This is a genomic window from Pseudomonas sp. KH_021, assembly GCF_057838865.1.
On record NZ_CM174477.1, the window covers coordinates 1,929,130 to 1,948,698 of the forward strand.

Sequence of the window (19,569 nt, forward strand, 5' to 3'; positions counted from 1 at the left end):
TGTGCCCATCGCAGCCGAGGCTGGCTCCTACAGGCGAATAGGCCCCCAACCCGGAATCCTCAAATGGCACACGTACCTCAGATCAAGATTCCCGCCACCTACATCCGTGGTGGCACCAGCAAGGGCGTATTCTTCCGCCTGCAAGACCTGCCCGAGCGCGCCCAAGTGCCGGGCCCGGCTCGCGATGCGCTATTGATGCGCGTCATCGGCAGCCCCGACCCGTACGGCAAGCAAATCGACGGCATGGGCGCGGCCACCTCCAGCACCAGCAAAACCGTGATCCTGGCCAAAAGCAGCAAGCCTGGGCATGACGTCGACTACCTGTTCGGCCAAGTCGCCATCGATACCGCCTTCGTCGATTGGAGCGGCAACTGCGGCAACCTGTCGGCAGCCGTCGGCTCGTTCGCCATCAGCGCTGGGCTGGTCGATGCCGAGCGTGTTCCAGACAACGGCGTAGCCGTGGTGCGGATCTGGCAGGCCAACATCGGCAAGTCGATTATCGCCCATGTGCCAATCACCAATGGTGAAGTGCAGGAAACCGGCGACTTCGAGCTCGATGGCGTGACCTTTCCAGCCGCCGAAGTGCAGCTCGAATTCCTTGACCCGGCGGCGGACGAGGAGGGCGCCGGTGGTTCGATGTTCCCTACCGGCAATCTGGTCGATGACTTGGAAGTGCCAGGCGTTGGTACCCTGAATGTGACCATGATCAATGCCGGCATCCCGACGATTTTCGTCAATGCCCAGGACATCGGTTACACCGGCACCGAGCTTCAAGAGGCGATCAACGGCGATGCCAAGGCATTGGCCATGTTCGAAACCATCCGCGCCTATGGTGCGGTACGTATGGGCTTGATTGCTCATGTCGACGAAGCTGCCAAACGTCAGCACACGCCGAAGGTGGCCTTCGTCGCCAAGCCGACCGACTACACTGCTTCGAGCGGCAAGCCGGTCAAGGCTGCGGATGTTGATCTGCTGGTGCGGGCGCTGTCGATGGGCAAGCTGCACCACGCCATGATGGGCACAGCGGCAGTGGCGATCGGCACGGCGGCGGCGGTGCCGGGTACGCTGGTGAACCTGGCGGCCGGTGGCGGTGAGCGCAGCGCGGTGCGCTTTGGCCATCCCTCGGGCACCTTGCGTGTTGGCGCCGAGGCGCGGCAGGTCAATAGCGAGTGGACCGTCACCAAGGCCATCATGAGCCGCAGTGCGCGGATTTTGATGGAAGGTTGGGTACGCGTTCCGGGAGATGCTTTCTAACTTTCGGTGCCGCTCAGGGTCGGTGTAACAGCCGGCCCTTACCCTTTGCCAAGAGGGAACAAAAATGAGCGCCAATGTTGATGTCAATGATCGTCCCGGTTACGACACCCTCCTGCAGGACATCGCCGACTATGTCCTCACCTTCCAGATCGACTCCCCTGAAGCGCTCAATACGGCGCGCAACTGCCTGATCGACACGCTCGGTTGCGGCTTGCTGGCGCTGCGTTTTCCCGAATGCACCAAACACCTTGGGCCTTTCGTCGAGGGCACCGTCGTGCCTTATGGCGCTCGCGTGCCGGGCACCTCCTATCGCCTGGACCCCATCAAGGCCGCCTGGGACATTGGCTGCATGGTGCGCTGGCTTGACTACAACGACACGTGGCTTGCCGCCGAGTGGGGCCACCCCTCGGATAACCTCGGCGCCATTCTCGCCGTGGCCGATCACCTGTCGCAAAAACAAGTCGCCAACGGTGAGGCGCCACTGAGCATGCGGGCCGTGCTTGAGGCGATGATCATGGCCCATGAAATCCAGGGCGTGATTGCGCTGGAAAACTCATTCAATCGCGTTGGGCTGGACCATGTGCTGCTGGTGAAAGTGGCCTCGACCGCCGTGGCCGCCAAACTCATGGGGGCGACGCGCGAGCAACTGCTGTCGGCGCTGTCCCATGCCTTTGTCGACGGCCAGGCCTTGCGCACTTATCGGCATGCGCCCAACGCTGGTTCGCGAAAATCCTGGGCGGCAGGCGACGCCACCAGTCGTGGTGTGCGCTTGGCGGATATCGCCCTGCGCGGTGAGATGGGCATTCCCGGGGTACTGACGGCGGCGCAATGGGGGTTTTATGACGTGCTGTTCAGCCACACCAACAAGGATCTGGCGCTAAAGCCGCCAGAGGCGCGTGCCTTCAAGTTGTCGCAGCCATTCGGCACTTACGTGATGGAAAATGTGCTGTTCAAGATCAGCTTTCCGGCCGAATTTCATGCGCAAACCGCCTGCGAAGCGGCGGTGACCTTGCACCCGCTGGTGCGCAACCGGCTGCCGGAAATCGTCAAGATCGTGATCACCACGAACGAATCGGCCATTCGCATCATCTCCAAGGCTGGACCGTTGGCCAATGCCGCGGATCGCGATCATTGCCTGCAATACATGGTGGCCGTGCCGCTGGCGTATGGCACGTTGACGGCCGAGGATTACGAAGACGCTTTTCATGCCAGACACCCGGTGATCGATCAACTGCGCGAGAAGATGGAAATCGTTGAGGACCCGCGCTTCACCCGTGAATACCTGGAGCCCGACAAGCGCTCGATCGCCAACGCTGTGCAGGTATTTTTTAAAGATGGCAGCAGCACTGACAAAGTCAGCGTCGAATACCCCATCGGGCATCGCCGGCGGCGGTTGGAAGGGATTTCGTTGCTGGAGGACAAGTTCAAGGCCAATCTGGCGACCCGCTTCACAGTCCAGCGCTCGGCGCAGATTTTTGCCTTGTGCAAGGATCAGGTGAAGCTTGAAGGTATGGCGGTGCATCGGTTTGTGGATTTGTTCGTGGCATAAAACCTGTGGCCTGTAGCCGCTGCCGATAGGCTGCGATCGACCGCGAAGCGGGCGCACATGGCGCCCCTGACGGGCCGCATCGCAGCCTTCGGCAGCGGCTACAAAAAACCCGCCATTACGGCGGGTTTTTTTGACGCTGGATTTCGCGATTAAACTTGAAGGGCCGGGATGTTGGCGCTTGCAGCAGCTTCACGGAATTCTGCGATCTGGTCGAAGCTCAGGTAGCGGTAGACATCGGCAGCCATGCTGTCGATCTTACCGGCGTACTCCATGTACTCTTCGACGGTTGGTAGCTTGCCGAGGATGGACGCAACAGCGGCCAGCTCTGCAGAGGCCAGGTACACGTTGGCACCATCGCCCAGGCGGTTCGGGAAGTTACGGGTCGAAGTCGACACCACGGTGGAGTTCGGTTCAACACGTGCCTGGTTACCCATGCACAGCGAGCAGCCTGGCATTTCCATGCGCGCGCCAGCCTTGCCGTAGATGCCGTAGTAGCCTTCTTCGGTCAGTTGGTGAGCGTCCATCTTGGTCGGCGGCGACAGCCACAGACGGGTTGGCAGCTGACCCTTGACCTGCTCCAGCAGTTTACCGGCAGCGCGGAAGTGACCGATGTTGGTCATGCACGAACCGATGAACACTTCGTCGATCTTCTGGCCTTGAACGGTGGACAGCAGGCGAGCGTCGTCCGGATCGTTCGGTGCGCAGAGCACAGGCTCGTTGATTTCGGCCAGGTCGATCTCGATGATTTCGGCGTATTCGGCGTCCTTGTCTGCAGTCAGCAGCTCAGGGTTGGCCAGCCAGGCTTCCATCGCTTGGGCGCGACGTTCCATGGTGCGTGCATCGCCGTAGCCTTCGCTGATCATCCAGCGCAGCAGGGTGATGTTCGACGTCAGGTACTCGGAGATGGCTTTTTCTGGCAGCTTGATGGTGCAGCCGGCAGCGGAGCGTTCAGCCGAGGCGTCGGACAGTTCGAACGCTTGCTCGACGGTCAGGTCGTCCAGGCCTTCGATTTCCAGGATGCGGCCGGAGAAGGCGTTGATCTTGCCTTTCTTCTCGACGGTCAGCAGGCCGTTCTTGATGCCGTAGTAAGGGATGGCGTGGACCAGGTCACGCAGGGTGATGCCTGGTTGCAGCTTGCCCTTGAAGCGCACCAGTACCGACTCCGGCATGTCCAGCGGCATGACGCCAGTGGCAGCGGCGAAGGCGACCAGGCCGGAACCTGCCGGGAACGAGATACCGATCGGGAAGCGGGTGTGCGAGTCGCCGCCGGTGCCGACAGTGTCAGGCAGCAGCATGCGGTTCAGCCAGCTGTGGATGATGCCATCGCCAGGCTTGAGCGAAACGCCGCCACGGGTGCGGATGAAATCCGGCAGGGTGTGGTGGGTGGTGACGTCGATTGGCTTGGGGTAGGCCGCGGTGTGGCAGAACGACTGCATGACCAGGTCGGCAGAGAAGCCCAGGCAAGCCAGGTCTTTCAGCTCGTCACGGGTCATCGGGCCAGTGGTGTCCTGGGAGCCGACGGTGGTCATCCTCGGTTCGCAGTAGGTGCCAGGGCGAACGCCTTTGTCTGCTGGCAGGCCGCACGCCTTGCCGACCATTTTCTGTGCCAGGGTGTAGCCCTTGCCAGTGTCGACAGGTGCTTCCGGCAGCTTGAACAGGTCGGTTGGGCCCAGGCCCAGTTCAGCGCGTGCCTTCTCGGTCAGGCCACGGCCGACGATCAGCGGGATACGGCCGCCAGCGCGGACTTCGTCCAACAGCACTGGGGTCTTCATTTCGAAGGTGGTGATGACTTCGTCGGTACCGTGCTTGCAGACTTTGCCTGCGTGCGGGTACAGGTCGATCACGTCGCCCATGTGCATGTTCGACACATCGAATTCGATCGGCAGGGCGCCGGCGTCTTCCATGGTGTTGTAGAAAATCGGGGCAATCTTGGAGCCGAAGCAGAAACCACCGCCGCGCTTGTTCGGCACGTAAGGGATGTCGTCGCCGAAGAACCACAGCACCGAGTTGGTGGCGGATTTGCGCGAGGAACCGGTACCGACCACGTCACCGACGTAGGCGATAGGGAAACCCTGGCCGCGCATTTCTTCGATCTGCTTCATTGGGCCGGTGACGCCTTGCTCGTCCGGCACGATGCCGTCACGGGCCATTTTCAGCATGGCCAGGGCGTGCAGCGGGATGTCCGGGCGGGACCAGGCATCAGGCGCCGGGGACAGGTCGTCGGTGTTGGTTTCGCCGGTGACCTTGAAGACGCGCAGGCTGATCTTGTCGGCCAGGGTCGGACGTTTCTGGAACCACTCGCCGTCGGCCCAGGATTGCAGCACGGCCTGGGCGTTGGCGTTGCCAGCCTTGGCTTTTTCAGCAACGTCGTGGAAGGCGTCGAACATCAGCAGGGTGTGCTTGAGTTGTTCGGCGGCAACGGCGGACAGCTCGGCGTTGTCCAGCAGCTCGACCATAGTGGCGATGTTGTAGCCACCTTGCATGGTGCCCAGCAGCTCAACGGCGCGCTTTTTGTCGATCAGGGGGGAGGTTGCTTCGCCTTTGGCGATGGCAGACAGGAAACCAGCCTTCACGTAGGCTGCTTCGTCCACTCCAGGGGGTACGCGATTGGTGATCAGGTCGAGGAGGACGGCTTCTTCGCCGGCCGGGGGATTCTTCAGCAGCTCGACCAGGCCTGCGGTTTGCTCGGCGTTAAGCGGCTGGGGCACGATACCCTGGGCGGCACGCTCTTCGATGTGTTTGCGGTAGGCTTCAAGCACAGTTATTACCCTCATCAGTGGTCCCAAATGGGTGTCCGGGACGCTCATCCGGAAATACCAGTACCCATGCGCTGCGAGGCTTTTTGAGCCACTTAGCCAGGATTAAAGGCATTCCCTCCAGAAGCTGCTTTCAAAGTTTTACGCCTGCAGAACGGGAGCTGATGAGGGCTGGTACGAGAGACTTGCCAGCAAATTTCTCGTACCAACGCCGTTCTGAAGGATCGACTGTGCTCGTGACGCTTTGAAAACAGCTTCTAACGGACATTGGCGCCTTAAGAAAGGCCGGCCGATTCTACGGGAAAATATCGACAAAAGTAAGTTGAATGAAAGGACTTCTTGAGGTGACCTCGATTGGACAAAGGACTAACATGGCGCCTTGTCAGGTTCCCCAGCATTTTTTGTCCATGTCCAATCAATCCATCAAGACGCCGTGTGTCGGCCTTTGCTCCACTGTCTATGGTGATCTTGTGTGCCGCGGCTGCAAGCGTTTCCACCATGAAGTGATTTACTGGAACGGCTACAACGACGATCAAAAGCGTGCGGTGTGGCTGCGTCTGGAGCAATTGCTGGTGCAGGTCATGACCGCCAAGCTCGAGGTGTTCGACGCCGGCAAGCTGCGCCTGCAACTGGAGCAGCGCAAGATCCGCTTCGTGGCGCATCAGTCTGAGTATTGCTGGGCTTACCAGCTGATTGCCCGCGGGGCGCGGGTCATCAATCAGCTGGAGGCCTATGGCATGGTGCTGTTGCCGGAGTTTCGCGGCTGGGAGCTTCCTGAGCTGCGTGACGCCATCGATCGGGAATTTTTCCTCCTGTCCGAAGCGCATTATCAGCGCTACATCGCCCCGGGCTTCCTGAAAGACGCGCTGGGCGGTTGAGGCGGATATTTCATTCCCGCGCCACCTCCGTGACCTTGTCAATGGCCGCTTCGGCCTTGAGTACCAGCACGTCACTTTCCAGTTTGTCGAGCAGCTCTTCTGCGGTATTACCAATCAGCGCGCCGGAAATACCGGTGCGCGCCACGGTACCGACGATAGTGACGGCTGCCTTGAGTTCCTGCGCCCAATAAAGGATCAGTACGTCGGCCGGGCCTTCATCGATATGCAGTTGTTGGTCCTCCACATAGAACTCGGCCTGGAATGACTTGCATTGCTCGCGAAAGCGCGCCTGCAGGGTTTCGCTCAGTTGCAGCGCCGGGTCGGCCGTCGAGAGCATGAGGGCGGGGTGGGCGCTGATCACATGCAGCTTGGCCTTGGCCAGCTTGGCTATCTCATAGCCGTGATCGATGATGGTGCTGTGCAGGTGCCGATGCGCTTCGTCCGGGTTGCCAACATCCACGGCCGCCAGGATGACTCGGTCGGCCCACGGCTCTTCATGCTTGACCATCAGCACGGCACAAGGGCAATGGCGCAGCAGTTGCCAGTCAGTGGGGGTCAGCAGGAGCTTTTTCAGCGGGCTGTCGGGGCGGTGCTCCTTGATGACCAGTTGGCAGTCTTTGTCTTGCTGCGCGCTGATGATCGATTCGTGCAGTGAGTCGTGCCAGGACTGTTCGACGCTGACATCGTTGAAGCCATCATCGTGAAGTTGGCTTTGGAGCAGGCTGAGCAGGGCCTTGTGGTCCTGCTTTTTATCGCACATCAACAGGTGCAGGTGAGCTTTGGTGACGCCAGCAATTAACTTTGCCCGCGCCAGGGCCTTGCTGTGGGCGTGATCGGGGTCAAGCACCACCAGAATGTTACGGACGGCTTGCATGAGCTGAACTCCCTTTAGAAATGGCGGCCAGTGACTGACTATAGTCAGTCGGCCCCAGATGCAGTGGGTGTTGATACACAACAAGCATAGTCGCTGGTGATCAGCGCCGGTGCCGGTATAATCGGCGGCTTAGCGGTTGTCCCTGTTTGTGAGCCTATGCACCTTATTCCTGAAATCGACGCCTTCCTGGCTTGCCGCACGCCTGATGCCTGGGTTGAAGCGGCGCTGCAAAACCTCGATATTTTGCTGATCGACCACGCCAATAACGAAAAGAAGGCGGCTGGGGCGGCGTTCCAGTTCATGTTCCAGTACAACGACAAGCCCGACCTGCTGAACAAAATGTCGCGCCTGGCCCGTGAAGAGCTGCGCCACTTCGAGCAGGTGCTGGGCATCATCAAGCGGCGCGGCATCCCCATGGCTAACGTTAGCTCGGCGCGGTATGCCGGTGGCCTGCGCAAGCATGTGCGCAACCACAACCCCTACCGCCTGACCGATGCGTTGATCGTCGGCGCCTATGTCGAGGCGCGTTCCTGCGAGCGCTTTGCCGCACTGGTGCCGCACCTGGATGAAGACCTGTCCAAATTCTATGCTGGGTTACTCAAGTCCGAGGCGCGGCATTTCCAGGACTACCTCAAGCTGGCCTACCTGTACGGGGATGCGGCGGATATTGATGCCAAAGTGCTGGAAGTCCGCGAGGTCGAGCGCGAGCTGATCGAAACCCCGGACCACGAATTTCGCTTCCACAGCGGCGTGCCCGCCGCCCACTGACACTTCACCGCTGCGTGGTGTGTAGGAGCAGACCTTGGTCGCGATGGCATCCCCGCGGTTTGCCCGATGAACCGCGGTGATGCCATCGCGACCAAGGTCTGCTCCTACCGTCGTCAAAATAGTAAGCAAGCTAATTAATGCTTGGACATTGGCTGCCTAGGCAGTAACATTTGGACATATTCTCTGCCTAAGCAGGTTCTGTCCGTCATGAAGCATTTCTCCCCTGAGACCTTTCATCAGTGCACCCTCGGGATGCTGCTGGGGCGCGCTCATCTGGTGAAGGACCGTATTCTCGATTCGCACCTGGCGCCGTTCGGCATCACGGCTGCGCAGTTCAAGGTGCTGACCATCATGGCGCAGTTCTCGGTCGATACCCCCGCCGAGTTGTGCCGCTACCTGTCGCTAGACAGTGGGGCGATGACGCGGATGCTCGATCGCCTGGAGCAAAAAGACCTGATCGCTCGTCGTCGTTGCGAGAACGACCGCCGCCAGGTGCGCCTGGCCCTGACCGCGGGAAGCACGCAGTTGATCGACCAATTGCCGGTGATCGGTGCCAATGCGATGAATGAGTTGGCGGGAACCCTGGAGCCCGAAGAGCTGCAGAGCCTGGAGAGGATCCTGACCAAATTGTTGCTGGCCGCCGGGGATTCCCTGGTCGAGCAGCGAATGGGGGTCAAATGAACACCAAGACCTTGCGGCTGGGCCCGATGTTGCTGGCCCTGAGCCTGGCCGGCTGTGCCAGCTTTAGCGGGCTGCACCCTGAGGGCGTTAGCCTTGAGGTGAAAAACCTCAAGGCCGAGCAAACGCTCAAGGGTGTCACCCTGTCCCCGGCGGTCTGGCCCAAGAGTGACTGGTGGACCAGCCTGGGCGACCCGCAACTCGATGGCCTGATCCGCGAAGCACTGCGTGACAGCCCCGACATGCAGATTGCCAGCGCCCGTGCCCACCAGGCCAGCGCCTTTGCCATGGCAGCCAATGCCGCGCGCATGCCAACCCTGGATGCCGAGGCCAGCGTCAGCCGTTCGCGCCTGGCGCGTGATCAAGACCCCAGCGGGCAGGGTGGGACGTATTCGACGCTGCGCAGCCTGGGCGTCAGCTTCAATTACACCTTCGATCTCTGGGGTGGCCAGCGCGCTGCCTGGGAAGCCGCGCTGGGCCAGGCCCGCGCCGCCGAGATCGATCGCCAGGCCGCCCAGTTGACACTGGCCGCCGACGTTGCCCGGGCTTATAACAGTCTGGGCCAAGCTCATATCGTCAATGACCTGACCCAGGATGATCTCAAGCGGACTCGGCAGATGCTCGACCTGGGCGAGCGCCGGCTCAAGTCGGGCATCGACAGCGACTACGAGTATCAGCAAACCGAAAGCCTGGCGGCCAGTTCCGAAGAGCAGGCGATCAATGCCCAGAAACAACTGCAAAGTGCTCGAGTCGCACTCGCGGTACTGCTGGGCAAAGGCCCGGACCGTGGCAGCGAGATCGCCCGGCCTAAAGTACTCAAATCCAGCGCCGTGGCCTTGCCATCGTCGCTGCCGGCCGAACTGCTCGGGCGTCGCCCGGACCTGGTTGCCGCTCGCTGGCGGGTGGAAGCTGCCAGCCGCGACATCGAGGCTGGCAAGACCAACTTTTACCCCAACCTGAACCTCAGTGCCGCTGCCGGCACCCAGTCGCTGCTGGGCGATGCGTTGTTCGGTGGCGTCAGCCGTTTTTTCAATATTGCCCCGGCGGTGTCATTGCCACTGTTTGACGGCGGCCGCCTGCGCGCCGACCTGGATGCCCGCGATGCGGACTATGACCTGGCCGTGGCGCAGTACAACAAGAGCTTGGTCAGAGCATTGGGTGAGGTCAGCGACACCATCGATCAACTCCATGCCATTGGCCGCCAGATCGCAGCCAAGCAGCATGCCGCCGACATTGCCCAGAATTCTTACGACACGGTGATGCAGCGCTACGGTGGGGGCGTTGGCAACTATCTGGAGGTGCTCAGCGTCGAGCAGCAATTGCTCCAGGCCCAGCGTCAGTTGGCTGACTTGAATGCCGAGCAGATCGATCTGTCGATTCAATTGATGCAGGCCCTGGGCGGTGGATTCCAGGGCGAGAACGTCGCTGCGGTGCCCCAAGCGACAGCGACCCGGACTCCCTAAAGCGCAATCAACAGCAAGGTATTCGTCATGGCTACTGCCACTACTCCTCAAACACCTGAAAACGCGCAGGATGCGAGCAATCAGCGCAAGCGCAAAGGCTGGCTGCTGGCGGTATTGCTGCTGGTCGTACTGTTGGGCGCTGGCGTCTGGGCCTGGCATGAGTTCTATGGCCGCTGGAGCGAAAGTACCGACGACGCCTACGTCAACGGCAACGTGGTGGAGATCACGCCACTGACCACCGGTACGGTGATTAGTATCGGCGCCGATGATGGCGACCTGGTGCATGAAGGCCAGGTGCTGGTCGAGTTCGACCCCAGCGATGCCCAGGTCGGGTAGCAATTTTTACGCCACCCAGCCTGCTGCTCACGACCATCGGGCTGTCGCTGGCGACCTTCATGCAGGTACTCGACACCACCATCGCCAACGTGGCGTTGCCGACTATTTCCGCCAACCTGGGCGTTAGCTCCGAGCAGGGCACCTGGGTCATCACTTCGTTTGCAGTGAGTAACGCCATTGCCTTACCACTGACGGGCTGGCTCAGCCGCCGCTTCGGCGAATTGGCACCAGCTGCTTTATGCGCGCAGGTTTTACCCATGAGGTGGATTTTGAGCATATCGCGCTGGTGCAGTTGTTCATGGGGATTGGCGTGGCACTGTTCTTCATGCCGACCTTGAGCATCCTGCTGTCCGACCTGCCGCCACACCAGATCGCCGACGGCTCGGGGTTGGCGACTTTCCTGCGTACCCTGGGTGGCAGCTTCGCCGCGTCACTGACCGCCTGGATCTGGATCCGCCGGGCCGATCAGCATCATGCTTACTTGAACGAAAGCATCAGCACCTTCGATCCGGCAACGCGTGAGGCATTGCAGCATCTGGGGGGTGCCAACAGCCAGTCCTATGAACAGCTCAACCAGATGATCGGCAGCCAGGCCTACATGATGTCGACGGTGGATTATTTCACCTTGCTGGGCTGGGTATTTGCTGGATTGATACTGCTGGTGTGGCTGGCCAAGCCGCCGTTTACGGCCAAAGCAGGGCCTGAATCCTCAGGACATTGATTGGCGGTATGGCCGCTTTGAGGTAGGAGCGGCGGGGGCGCCTAGCCTTTAGCCGCGATGAACGCACCGCGGTTTGCCTGACGCACCGCGGTGTGTTCATCGCGGCTAAAGCCGGCTCCTACCTGGGAATGTGTCGCTCAATGCTTTTTAGCGGAAATCAGGCAAAATCGAAGGCGGCCAATGAGAAGCCTTGTTCGCCAACCTCCAGCGCCCAGCCCTGGCGATCCCAATCCCCCAACACAATCCTGCGCGCAGGCTCATTTCCAAGCATCAGCGTGTGAATCGCCGGGCGGTGGGTGTGGCCGTGAATCAGAGTGCGCACGCCGAACTCGCTCATGATCCGCGGTACTTCTTCGGGCGTCACATCAACGATGTCGTTGGCCTTCATGCGCGTTTGCGCCTTGCTCTCGCTGCGCAGCTTGCGCGCCAGCTTTTGCCGGGTTCGCAGTGGCAAATGCCGCAGCACCCAGAGGGTGACTGGGTTGCGCAGGTAGCGGCGCAGGCGCATATAGGCTTCATCGCGAGTGCAGAGGCTGTCGCCATGCATCAGCAAGACAGGCTCGCCGCCCAGCTCCACGACGCAAGGATCACTGAGCAGGGTGCAGCCGGCAGCCTTGCAAAAGGCCTTGCCAATCAGGAAGTCGCGGTTGCCGTGCATCAAGAATATTGGCGTGCCACTGTCGCTGAGCGTGCGCAGGGCAGAGCAGATCGACGCCTGATACGGCGTCATGGCATCGTCGCCGATCCAGGCTTCGAAAAAATCACCCAGGATATACAGCGCCTGCGCCGCTTTGGCGCGGGTCGCCAGCAAATCAAGAAACGCCCGGGTAATGTCCGGGCGTTCTTCTTGCAAATGCAGATCAGAGATCAGCAGTATCACTCAATGATCTCGGCTTTCTCGATGATCACGTCATCAACAGGCACGTCCTGGTGGCCGGCCTTGGAGGAGGTTGCCACGCCCTTGATTTTGTCGACCACGTCGGTGCCAGCGGCCACTTTACCGAATACGGCGTAACCCCAGCCCTGCACGTTCTTGCCGCTGTGGTTCAGGAAGCTGTTGTCGGCAACGTTGATGAAGAATTGCGCCGAGGCCGAATGCGGTTCCATGGTGCGTGCCATGGCAACGGTGTACTTGTCGTTGCTCAGGCCGTTGTCGGCTTCGTTCTGGATGCTTGGGCGCTTGTCTTTCTTCTCTTTCATGCCTGGCTCGAAACCGCCGCCCTGGATCATGAAGTTGCCGATGACGCGATGAAATACGGTGTTGGTGAAGTGGCCGGCTTTAACGTACTCGATGAAGTTAGCCACGGTGATCGGGGCCTTTTCAGCGTTCAGGTCCAGGACCATGTCGCCGTGGTTGGTGGTCAATTTGACTTGAGTCATTGTAGAAATCGCTCTTTTGGGAAAGAAATCATCGGGTTGCGCAAGGTTTCACATAACCTGGACGCACAGTTTACAGGCGGCGATACACCGTCTGCGGCTGTTTTTTCGTCATCCGCCGGAATTACCGGCAGTTTATCGGCCATGGCCTGTCAGTGGCTTGACAGCTTCGGCTATGATAAGCGCTTTGATTTCGTCGGCCTACCCTGGCCGAACACCCAGTACGTTCAAGGATCCTATGAGCAAGCCCACCGCCGATTCCGCTCCCAACGCCAAAGGCGCCCCCGTCGTTCCTGTCAACTTCCTGCGCCCGATCGTGCAGGCAGACCTGGACGCGGGCAAGCACAACAGCATCGTCACCCGTTTTCCACCAGAGCCCAATGGCTACCTGCACATCGGTCACGCCAAGTCGATCTGTGTGAACTTCGGGCTGGCCAAGGAATTCGGCGGTGTCTGTCACCTGCGCTTCGATGACACCAACCCGGCCAAGGAAGACCAGGAGTACATCGACGCCATCGAAAGCGACGTCAAGTGGCTGGGCTTTGAGTGGGCGGGCGAGGTGCGTTACGCCTCGCAGTACTTCGACCAACTGCATGAGTGGGCCGTTGAACTGATCAAGTCCGGCAACGCCTATGTCTGCGACCTGACTCCGGAGCAAGCCCGCGAATACCGTGGCAGCCTGACCGAGCCTGGCAAGAACAGCCCGTTCCGCGATCGTTCGGTCGAAGAAAACCTGGACCTGTTCGCACGCATGAAGGCCGGCGAGTTCAAGGATGGCGAGCGCGTATTGCGTGCCAAGATCGACATGGCGTCGCCGAACATGAACCTGCGCGACCCGATCCTCTATCGTATCCGTCACGCTCACCACCACCAGACCGGTGACAAGTGGTGCATCTACCCCAACTACGACTTCACCCACGGCCAGTCCGACGCGATCGAAGGCATCACTCACTCCATCTGCACCCTGGAGTTCGAAGGCCATCGCCCGTTGTACGAGTGGTTCCTGGACAACCTGCCGGTGCCGTGCAAGCCGCGCCAGTATGAATTCAGCCGCCTGAACCTGAACTACACCATCACCAGCAAGCGCAAGCTCAAGCAGTTGGTCGATGAGAAGCACGTGCATGGCTGGGATGACCCGCGCATGTCGACGCTGTCCGGTTTCCGTCGCCGCGGCTATACCCCGGCCTCGATCCGCAATTTCTGCGAAATGATCGGTACCAACCGTTCCGACGGTGTGGTCGACATGGCCATGCTCGAATTCAGCATCCGTGACGACCTGGATCGCACCGCTCCGCGCGCGATGTGCGTGCTTCGCCCGCTGAAAGTGGTCATCACCAACTACCCGGAAAACCAGGTCGAAAACCTCGAGCTGCCGTGCCACCCGAAAGAAGACATGGGCGTGCGCGCCTTGCCGTTCGCGCGGGAAATCTACATCGACCGTGATGACTTCATGGAAGAGCCGCCCAAGGGCTACAAGCGTCTGGAGCCGGCCGGTGAAGTCCGCCTGCGTGGCAGCTATGTGATCCGTGCCGACGAAGCCATCAAGGATGCCGAGGGCAACATCGTCGAGCTGCGCTGCTCGTACGACCCCGACACCCTGGGCAAGAACCCTGAAGGCCGTAAGGTCAAGGGTGTGGTCCACTGGGTGCCAGCCGCTGCCAGCGTTGAATGTGAAGTGCGCCTGTACGACCGTCTGTTCCGCTCGGCCAACCCTGAGAAGTCCGAAGAGGGCGGTAGCTTCCTCGACAACATCAACCCAGATTCGCTGCAAGTGCTGACCGGTTGCCGCGCCGAGCCTTCGTTGGGCCAGGCCAAGCCTGAGGATCGCTTCCAGTTCGAGCGCGAAGGCTACTTCTGCGCTGACTTGAAAGATTCTCAACCGGGTCGCCCGGTCTTCAACCGGACCGTGACCCTTCGCGATTCGTGGGGCAGCTGAGGAACCACCGTGCTTAGCATTTACAACACGCTCACCAAGAGCAAAGAAGTCTTTACCCCGCTGGAAGGCAACAAGGTGCGGATGTACGTGTGCGGCATGACCGTGTACGACTTCTGCCACCTGGGCCACGGCCGCAGCATGGTTGCCTTCGACCTGGTCACTCGCTGGCTGCGTTATAGCGGCTACGATCTGACCTACGTGCGCAATATCACCGATATTGACGACAAGATCATCAATCGCGCCAATGAAAACGGCGAGTCCTTTGAGGCTTTGACCGCGCGCATGATCGATGCGATGCACGAAGACGAGCGTCGCCTGAACATCCTGCCGCCCGATCAGGAGCCACGTGCCACCGACCACATCGCGGGTATGCATGCGATGATTCAGGCCCTGATCGACAAGGGCTATGCCTACGCTCCGGGTAACGGCGACGTCTACTACCGGGTCGGCAAATTTCAGGGCTACGGCAAGCTTTCGCGCAAGAAGATCGAAGATTTGCGCATCGGTGCGCGTATCGAGGTTGACGAAGCCAAGCAGGACCCGCTTGATTTCGTGCTCTGGAAAGGCGTCAAGCCGGGTGAGCCGAGCTGGGAGTCGCCGTGGGGGGCGGGCCGTCCGGGTTGGCATATCGAGTGCTCGGTCATGTCCACCTGCTGCCTGGGTGAAAGCTTTGACATCCATGGTGGCGGCAACGACCTGGAGTTCCCGCACCACGAGAACGAAATCGCCCAAAGCGAGGCGGCCACCGGCAAACCGTACGCCAAGTCCTGGATGCATTGCGGGATGATCCGCATCAATGGCGAGAAGATGTCCAAGTCATTGAACAACTTCTTCACCATTCGCGACGTTCTGGATAAGTACCATCCTGAAGTGGTCCGCTACCTGCTGGTGTCGAGCCATTACCGTAGCTCGATCAACTACTCCGAAGACAGCTTGCGTGAGTCCAAGGGCGCGCTGGAGCGTTTCTACCATGCGCTCAAGGGTCTGCCGGTGGTTGCGCCAGTGGGTGGTGAAAGCCATGTAGAGCGTTTCACGGCCGCCATGAATGACGACTTCGGTACGCCGGAAGCCTGTGCTGTGTTGTTTGATCTGGTGCGTGAGATCAACCGCCTGCGTGAATCCGATCTGGATGCCGCTGCTGGCCTGGCCGGTCGTCTGCGTGAATTGGCGGGTCTGCTGGGTGTGTTGCAACTGGATGCTGATGACTTCTTGCGTGCCGGTGCGGACGGGCGCGTGGATGCCGCTGAAGTCGAAGCGCTGATCCAGGCGCGCTTGGCAGCGCGGGCTGGCAAGGATTGGGCAGAGTCAGACCGTATTCGTGATCAGCTCACCGCCATGGGCGTGGTGCTGGAAGACGGCAAGGGCGGCACGACCTGGCGCCTCGCTGACTGACTTTCCCACCTGTAATTACATGGACTCGCCCCAACCGAGGCGTCTATGCGCCACGGTGGCATCTATAAAGAAGCCAACGACAGCGAGGGCGAGCCCATGAAAAAGCATACGACCAACAATCACTCTTTGTCTTCAGCCGACCTAGCAACCTGTTCGACCGTCTCGGTAGATCTTGCCAAGAGGGTCTTCCAGGTGGCCGGGGAAAACGCCCTGGGCCAAGTGGTGTACGAGGACCGAATCAAATCGCGCGAAGCCTTCCAGGCGTTTCTTCGCCAACTGCCCATGAGCGTCATGGTGCTGATGGAAACAGGCCCAGGCGCTCAGGCATGGGCGCGGTTGCTGCAGGCCCAAGGCAACCCGGTGCGGATCCTGCCTGCGCAGCATGTGGCCGATCATCGCAGCGGGCCGAAGAATGATCGCAACGATGCACATGCGATCTTGCGGGCGGGTCGAGATAGTCGGATTGTCTCAGTGCCGGTCAAAAGTGCCGCGGCGCTGGCCATGCAGGCACTGCATCGCGCCCGCCAGGGCTATGTGCGGCGGCGCACGGCCATGGGTAATCAGATGCGTGGCTTGCTGCTCGAGCATGGCGTGGCCTTGGCGCAAGGTGAGGCGGCGATCAGCCGGGTGGTGCCGCGGATACTCGAGGATGCCACCCAGCCGCTGCCGGATCTGCTGCGCGAGCTGATTGCTGAGCTGCTCGGCGAATGGAGCCAGTTGGGCGAGCGCGTCAGCGTGTTGACCGGCCGACTGGAAACGGCCGCACAGCAGGATGAGACGGCGAAAAGGTTGATGACGGTGCGTGGCATCGGTCCGATCATCGCCACCGCGCTGCTGGCCAAGCAGGTCGAGCCTGAGCGCTTCGCCAACGCACGCCAGTTTGCCGCCTACTTTGGTTTGGTGCCCACTCAGCACAGCAGCGGACAGAAAATCCGGCTGGGCAAGATGAGCAAGCAGGGCGACGCCTACCTACGCAGCCTGGCGATCCAGGGCGCGCATGCGGTCTTGAGACAGGTGCGGCCTGATTCGGAACAACCCGATGACCGGCGCTTGCTGCGCTGGCTGTGTCGCTTGGGTCGCAAGGAAACGGCCGTCCGATTGGCCAACCGTACCCTACGCATCGTCTGGGTATTACTGAAAACCGAGCAGACCTATCGTCGCCACATGGGCAATGTCCAGGAGGCGACGATGAGTCACTGATCCACAGAGTTCTGCCACCGGGGCGTTAAAGCGCTCCAACCCTTGCTAAAGAACATTGACCCCAGGTCAGACCGTCGCGGATTGATGCCTGTGCTCCTACTGGCCCTTGAGGCCTTAACGTAATTGGCATACCGCGAGCTTATTGAATGTTGGCCAGAAGCCGATCAGGCTTCCTCGAGTAGGCCTTATACATAGATGCAGCCGGGTAGCAGTGTTCAAAAGCGGGTTGATAGTGGGGGCGAGTCCATACATAGGAGCACGGCTTGCCGGCGATGAAAGCGACGCGGTCTATTAGAAAAACCGCGTCGCTTTCATCGCCGACAAGCCGTGCTCCTACAGGGTTTCAGCTCTTAGCTGTGCAGCACTTCCGCGGCGTAGAGGGTGTTTTCCAGCAGGCAGGCACGCGTCATCGGGCCAACGCCGCCCGGCACTGGAGTGATCCAGCCAGCGCGGGGCAGGGCGGTCTCATAGACCACATCGCCCACCAGCTTGCCGTCATCCTGGCGATTGATGCCCACGTCGATGACGATGGCGCCTTCCTTGATCCACTCACCCTTCACCAGGCCAGGCTTGCCGGCCGCAACCACAACCAGGTCGGCGCGGCCGACATGGCCTGCCAGGTCCTTGGTAAAACGGTGGGTGACGGTGACGGTGCAGCCGGCCAGCAGCAACTCCATGGCCATTGGGCGACCGACGATGTTGGAGGCGCCCACCACCACGGCGTTCATGCCGTACAGGTCCTGGCCGGTGCTTTCCAGCAGGGTCATGATCCCTTTGGGCGTGCAGGGGCGCAGCAGCGGGATGCGCTGGGCCAAGCGGCCGACGTTATAAGGGTGGAAGCCGTCTACGTCTTTGTCAGGGTGGATGCGCTCGAGCAGGGGGGAGGCGTCCAGGTGTTCCGGCAGCGGCAATTGCAGCAGGATGCCGTCGATGTTCGGGTCGTCATTGAGACGATCGATCAGGCTGGTCAATGCCTCTTGGGTGGTGTCGCTGGGCAGGTCAAATGCCTGGGAGAGAAAGCCGACCTCTTCGCAGTCTTTACGCTTGTGCGAAACATAAACCTGGGAGGCGGGGTCGGAGCCGACCAGAATCACCGCGAGGCCGGGAGTGCGCAGGCCTTGCTGGCGACGCTCGGCGACACGTTGGGCGATCTGCTGGCGCAGGCTAGCGGCGATCGCCTTGCCGTCGATTAGTTGTGCAGTCATGACGCGTGATTAACCATCGAGAGGGAAAGAAAAAGAGCGCGCATTCTCGCATGACCTGGGCCACGGGCAAAGGCGCTTGGTCCGGGAAATCCGCTAACCCCTTTAATTAAATGAATTTTTTAGAAAAAAGAGTTGACGACCTTCCCGCTCGTCTATAACATTCGTCGCACTTGTCGGGCAGAGCCTAGCACTGGTTAGCAAGGTCAGGCAGAATAAGCGGATTTTTCGGCTTGTTCGTAATGACTGAAAGCTCTTTGGTTTGTAGTCTTTAGGGAATGCAGATTAAATAAGCGCCCGTAGCTCAGCTGGATAGAGCATCCGCCTTCTAAGCGGATGGTCGCAGGTTCGAGTCCTGCCGGGTGCGCCAATAGGCAGCTTTGGCACAAGTGATGAAGTAAGCGCAATATGGTGGGCGTAGCTCAGTTGGTAGAGCACAGGATTGTGACTCCTGTTGTCGTGGGTTCGATCCCCATCGTCCACCCCATATTCCAAAAGGCGCCCGATTTAATCGATCCGGCGCCTTTGCTTTAAAAGATTTACCTGCGGACGTGGTGGAATTGGTAGACACACTGGATTTAGGTTCCAGCGGCGCAAGCTGTAAGAGTTCGAGTCTCTTCGTCCGCACCATATAGATGTCGTCGTGCTCTTGAGCCATGGCGAAACTCAGAAAAAGCCGCCTGCAGCGGCTTTTTCTGTTTTTGCGCTTTCATTTTTCTTCTGAGAGGTCGCGCCATGATCCCGAAAGAATCTCGTCAGGAAGTCGCGCTGCAGCGTTTCATTGCGGCTCGCCCGGACATGCAGGAAGAGATCAGCCAGCTCAGTGAGCGTGAGCAGCAACAGCAAATCCAGTGGGCGTTCGAGGATGAGGCCGAGCAGCAGGGCGTCGAGCCTTGGGATCTGGCCTTGCAGCTGATCGCCGAGTCGCCCGAGGAGCTTGCGGCCATGCGTCTTGAAGTGCACCGCGAGGTGGCCGAGGCGCTGGGCCTTGAGTGGGAAGAATATTGCGCCTACAACGACATCGAAGCCTAGGTTTGGTGTGCGGTTGTCGGATTAAATTTTGTCAGGATCTTACCGGTTGGCCCTGCTCTGGTGATGCGCGCAAGGCCTTGGCCTGCGTGGCTCTTGAGGACTCTGGGGCTAGCCTGCTGAAACAAAAACTCCCGGTGGTTTTCCGAGGTGATT

At 60.1% G+C, this 19,569-nt stretch carries 15 protein-coding genes, 3 tRNA genes and 2 pseudogenes; 15 read left to right on the plus strand and 5 right to left on the minus strand.

Annotated elements, in window-relative coordinates:
* Window positions 1-63: 63 nt before the first annotated feature.
* A complete protein-coding gene (gene prpF, locus AC3IX4_RS09060) occupies window positions 64-1,254 on the plus strand; it encodes a 2-methylaconitate cis-trans isomerase PrpF (protein WP_489260216.1) in 1,191 nt (396 codons plus the stop codon).
* A 64-nt stretch (window positions 1,255-1,318) separates the two neighbouring features.
* Window positions 1,319-2,803 carry a 2-methylcitrate dehydratase gene (gene prpD / locus AC3IX4_RS09065; RefSeq protein WP_489260217.1) on the plus strand — a complete coding sequence of 495 codons (1,485 nt, stop codon included), beginning with the start codon at window positions 1,319-1,321 and terminating at the stop codon, window positions 2,801-2,803.
* Between the two features lie 149 nt (window positions 2,804-2,952).
* On the opposite strand, the gene acnB is transcribed toward prpD, so the two are convergent.
* Window positions 2,953-5,562, minus strand: coding sequence for a bifunctional aconitate hydratase 2/2-methylisocitrate dehydratase (gene acnB / locus AC3IX4_RS09070; RefSeq protein ID WP_489261256.1), 2,610 nt, complete (start codon window positions 5,560-5,562; stop codon window positions 2,953-2,955).
* 404 nt (window positions 5,563-5,966) lie between these two features.
* Between acnB and AC3IX4_RS09075 the strand changes: the two genes are divergently transcribed.
* Entirely contained in the window at window positions 5,967-6,437 is a 471-nt protein-coding gene (locus AC3IX4_RS09075; protein WP_489260218.1) for a DUF1289 domain-containing protein, read from the plus strand.
* 10 nt (window positions 6,438-6,447) lie between these two features.
* On the opposite strand, the gene AC3IX4_RS09080 is transcribed toward AC3IX4_RS09075, so the two are convergent.
* Window positions 6,448-7,311: a universal stress protein gene (locus AC3IX4_RS09080; protein ID WP_489260219.1), complete on the minus strand. Its 864-nt coding sequence runs from the start codon at window positions 7,309-7,311 to the stop codon at window positions 6,448-6,450.
* A gap of 156 nt (window positions 7,312-7,467) precedes the next feature.
* Here AC3IX4_RS09080 and AC3IX4_RS09085 point away from each other — a divergent pair, with 156 nt between their 5' ends.
* The 5 genes and pseudogenes from AC3IX4_RS09085 (at window position 7,468) to AC3IX4_RS09105 (ending at window position 11,277) form a co-directional block, all read left to right on the plus strand.
* Window positions 7,468-8,079 (plus strand): MiaE family protein, encoded by a 612-nt coding sequence (locus AC3IX4_RS09085; protein WP_489260220.1) that lies wholly within the window; start codon window positions 7,468-7,470, stop codon window positions 8,077-8,079.
* Window positions 8,080-8,286: 207 nt separating this feature from the next.
* Entirely contained in the window at window positions 8,287-8,760 is a 474-nt protein-coding gene (locus AC3IX4_RS09090; RefSeq protein ID WP_489260221.1) for a MarR family winged helix-turn-helix transcriptional regulator, read from the plus strand.
* Window positions 8,757-10,220 carry an efflux transporter outer membrane subunit gene (locus tag AC3IX4_RS09095; RefSeq protein ID WP_489260222.1) on the plus strand — a complete coding sequence of 488 codons (1,464 nt, stop codon included), beginning with the start codon at window positions 8,757-8,759 and terminating at the stop codon, window positions 10,218-10,220. Before AC3IX4_RS09090 ends, AC3IX4_RS09095 begins: the two co-directional genes overlap by 4 nt.
* Before the next feature lie 27 nt (window positions 10,221-10,247).
* Window positions 10,248-10,553: pseudogene (locus tag AC3IX4_RS09100) on the plus strand (EmrA/EmrK family multidrug efflux transporter periplasmic adaptor subunit); the annotation flags it as partial.
* Window positions 10,554-10,558: 5 nt separating this feature from the next.
* A pseudogene (locus AC3IX4_RS09105) lies at window positions 10,559-11,277 on the plus strand (MFS transporter).
* Window positions 11,278-11,434: 157 nt separating this feature from the next.
* Here the strand turns inward: AC3IX4_RS09105 and lpxH are convergent.
* A complete protein-coding gene (gene lpxH / locus AC3IX4_RS09110) occupies window positions 11,435-12,157 on the minus strand; it encodes a UDP-2,3-diacylglucosamine diphosphatase (RefSeq protein WP_489260223.1) in 723 nt (240 codons plus the stop codon).
* Window positions 12,154-12,657, minus strand: coding sequence for a peptidylprolyl isomerase (locus AC3IX4_RS09115; RefSeq protein ID WP_489260224.1), 504 nt, complete (start codon window positions 12,655-12,657; stop codon window positions 12,154-12,156). Before AC3IX4_RS09115 ends, lpxH begins: the two co-directional genes overlap by 4 nt.
* Window positions 12,658-12,892: 235 nt before the next feature.
* Between AC3IX4_RS09115 and AC3IX4_RS09120 the strand changes: the two genes are divergently transcribed.
* From AC3IX4_RS09120 to AC3IX4_RS09130, 3 genes are all read left to right on the plus strand, one after another.
* Entirely contained in the window at window positions 12,893-14,590 is a 1,698-nt protein-coding gene (locus tag AC3IX4_RS09120; protein WP_489260225.1) for a glutamine--tRNA ligase/YqeY domain fusion protein, read from the plus strand.
* 9 nt (window positions 14,591-14,599) lie between these two features.
* Complete coding sequence (cysS, locus tag AC3IX4_RS09125; protein ID WP_489260226.1) at window positions 14,600-15,982, plus strand: cysteine--tRNA ligase; 1,383 nt, start codon at window positions 14,600-14,602, stop codon at window positions 15,980-15,982.
* Between the two features lie 96 nt (window positions 15,983-16,078).
* Window positions 16,079-17,182, plus strand: a complete 1,104-nt coding sequence (locus AC3IX4_RS09130) for an IS110 family RNA-guided transposase (protein WP_489261185.1) — start codon at window positions 16,079-16,081, stop codon at window positions 17,180-17,182.
* Window positions 17,183-17,532: 350 nt separating this feature from the next.
* Here AC3IX4_RS09130 and folD read toward each other — a convergent pair whose 3' ends face one another.
* Entirely contained in the window at window positions 17,533-18,387 is an 855-nt protein-coding gene (gene folD / locus AC3IX4_RS09135) for a bifunctional methylenetetrahydrofolate dehydrogenase/methenyltetrahydrofolate cyclohydrolase FolD (protein ID WP_489260227.1), read from the minus strand.
* 290 nt (window positions 18,388-18,677) lie between these two features.
* On the opposite strand from folD, the gene AC3IX4_RS09140 reads away from it, so the two are divergent.
* The 4 genes from AC3IX4_RS09140 (at window position 18,678) to AC3IX4_RS09155 (ending at window position 19,416) form a co-directional block, all read left to right on the plus strand.
* Window positions 18,678-18,754: transfer RNA gene (locus tag AC3IX4_RS09140), tRNA-Arg, on the plus strand.
* Window positions 18,755-18,795: 41 nt separating this feature from the next.
* A tRNA-His gene (locus AC3IX4_RS09145) sits at window positions 18,796-18,871 on the plus strand.
* Window positions 18,872-18,929: 58 nt separating this feature from the next.
* Window positions 18,930-19,014 (plus strand) — tRNA-Leu (locus tag AC3IX4_RS09150).
* 105 nt (window positions 19,015-19,119) lie between these two features.
* Window positions 19,120-19,416, plus strand: a complete 297-nt coding sequence (locus AC3IX4_RS09155) for a DUF6388 family protein (protein WP_489260228.1) — start codon at window positions 19,120-19,122, stop codon at window positions 19,414-19,416.
* Window positions 19,417-19,569: the final 153 nt, after the last annotated feature.

Bases quoted from the DNA above. Each gene is read 5' to 3' on its own strand.
- prpF (WP_489260216.1), top strand. From the start codon at position 64: ATGGCACACGTACCTCAGATCAAGATTCCCGCCACCTACATCCGTGGT.
- prpD (WP_489260217.1), top strand. From the start codon at position 1,319: ATGAGCGCCAATGTTGATGTCAATGATCGTCCCGGTTACGACACCCTC.
- AC3IX4_RS09075 (WP_489260218.1), top strand. From the start codon at position 5,967: ATGTCCAATCAATCCATCAAGACGCCGTGTGTCGGCCTTTGCTCCACT.
- AC3IX4_RS09080 (WP_489260219.1), bottom strand. From the start codon at position 7,311: ATGCAAGCCGTCCGTAACATTCTGGTGGTGCTTGACCCCGATCACGCC.
- AC3IX4_RS09085 (WP_489260220.1), top strand. From the start codon at position 7,468: ATGCACCTTATTCCTGAAATCGACGCCTTCCTGGCTTGCCGCACGCCT.
- AC3IX4_RS09090 (WP_489260221.1), top strand. From the start codon at position 8,287: ATGAAGCATTTCTCCCCTGAGACCTTTCATCAGTGCACCCTCGGGATG.
- AC3IX4_RS09095 (WP_489260222.1), top strand. From the start codon at position 8,757: ATGAACACCAAGACCTTGCGGCTGGGCCCGATGTTGCTGGCCCTGAGC.
- AC3IX4_RS09115 (WP_489260224.1), bottom strand. From the start codon at position 12,657: ATGACTCAAGTCAAATTGACCACCAACCACGGCGACATGGTCCTGGAC.
- AC3IX4_RS09120 (WP_489260225.1), top strand. From the start codon at position 12,893: ATGAGCAAGCCCACCGCCGATTCCGCTCCCAACGCCAAAGGCGCCCCC.
- AC3IX4_RS09130 (WP_489261185.1), top strand. From the start codon at position 16,079: ATGAAAAAGCATACGACCAACAATCACTCTTTGTCTTCAGCCGACCTA.
- folD (WP_489260227.1), bottom strand. From the start codon at position 18,387: ATGACTGCACAACTAATCGACGGCAAGGCGATCGCCGCTAGCCTGCGC.
- AC3IX4_RS09155 (WP_489260228.1), top strand. From the start codon at position 19,120: ATGATCCCGAAAGAATCTCGTCAGGAAGTCGCGCTGCAGCGTTTCATT.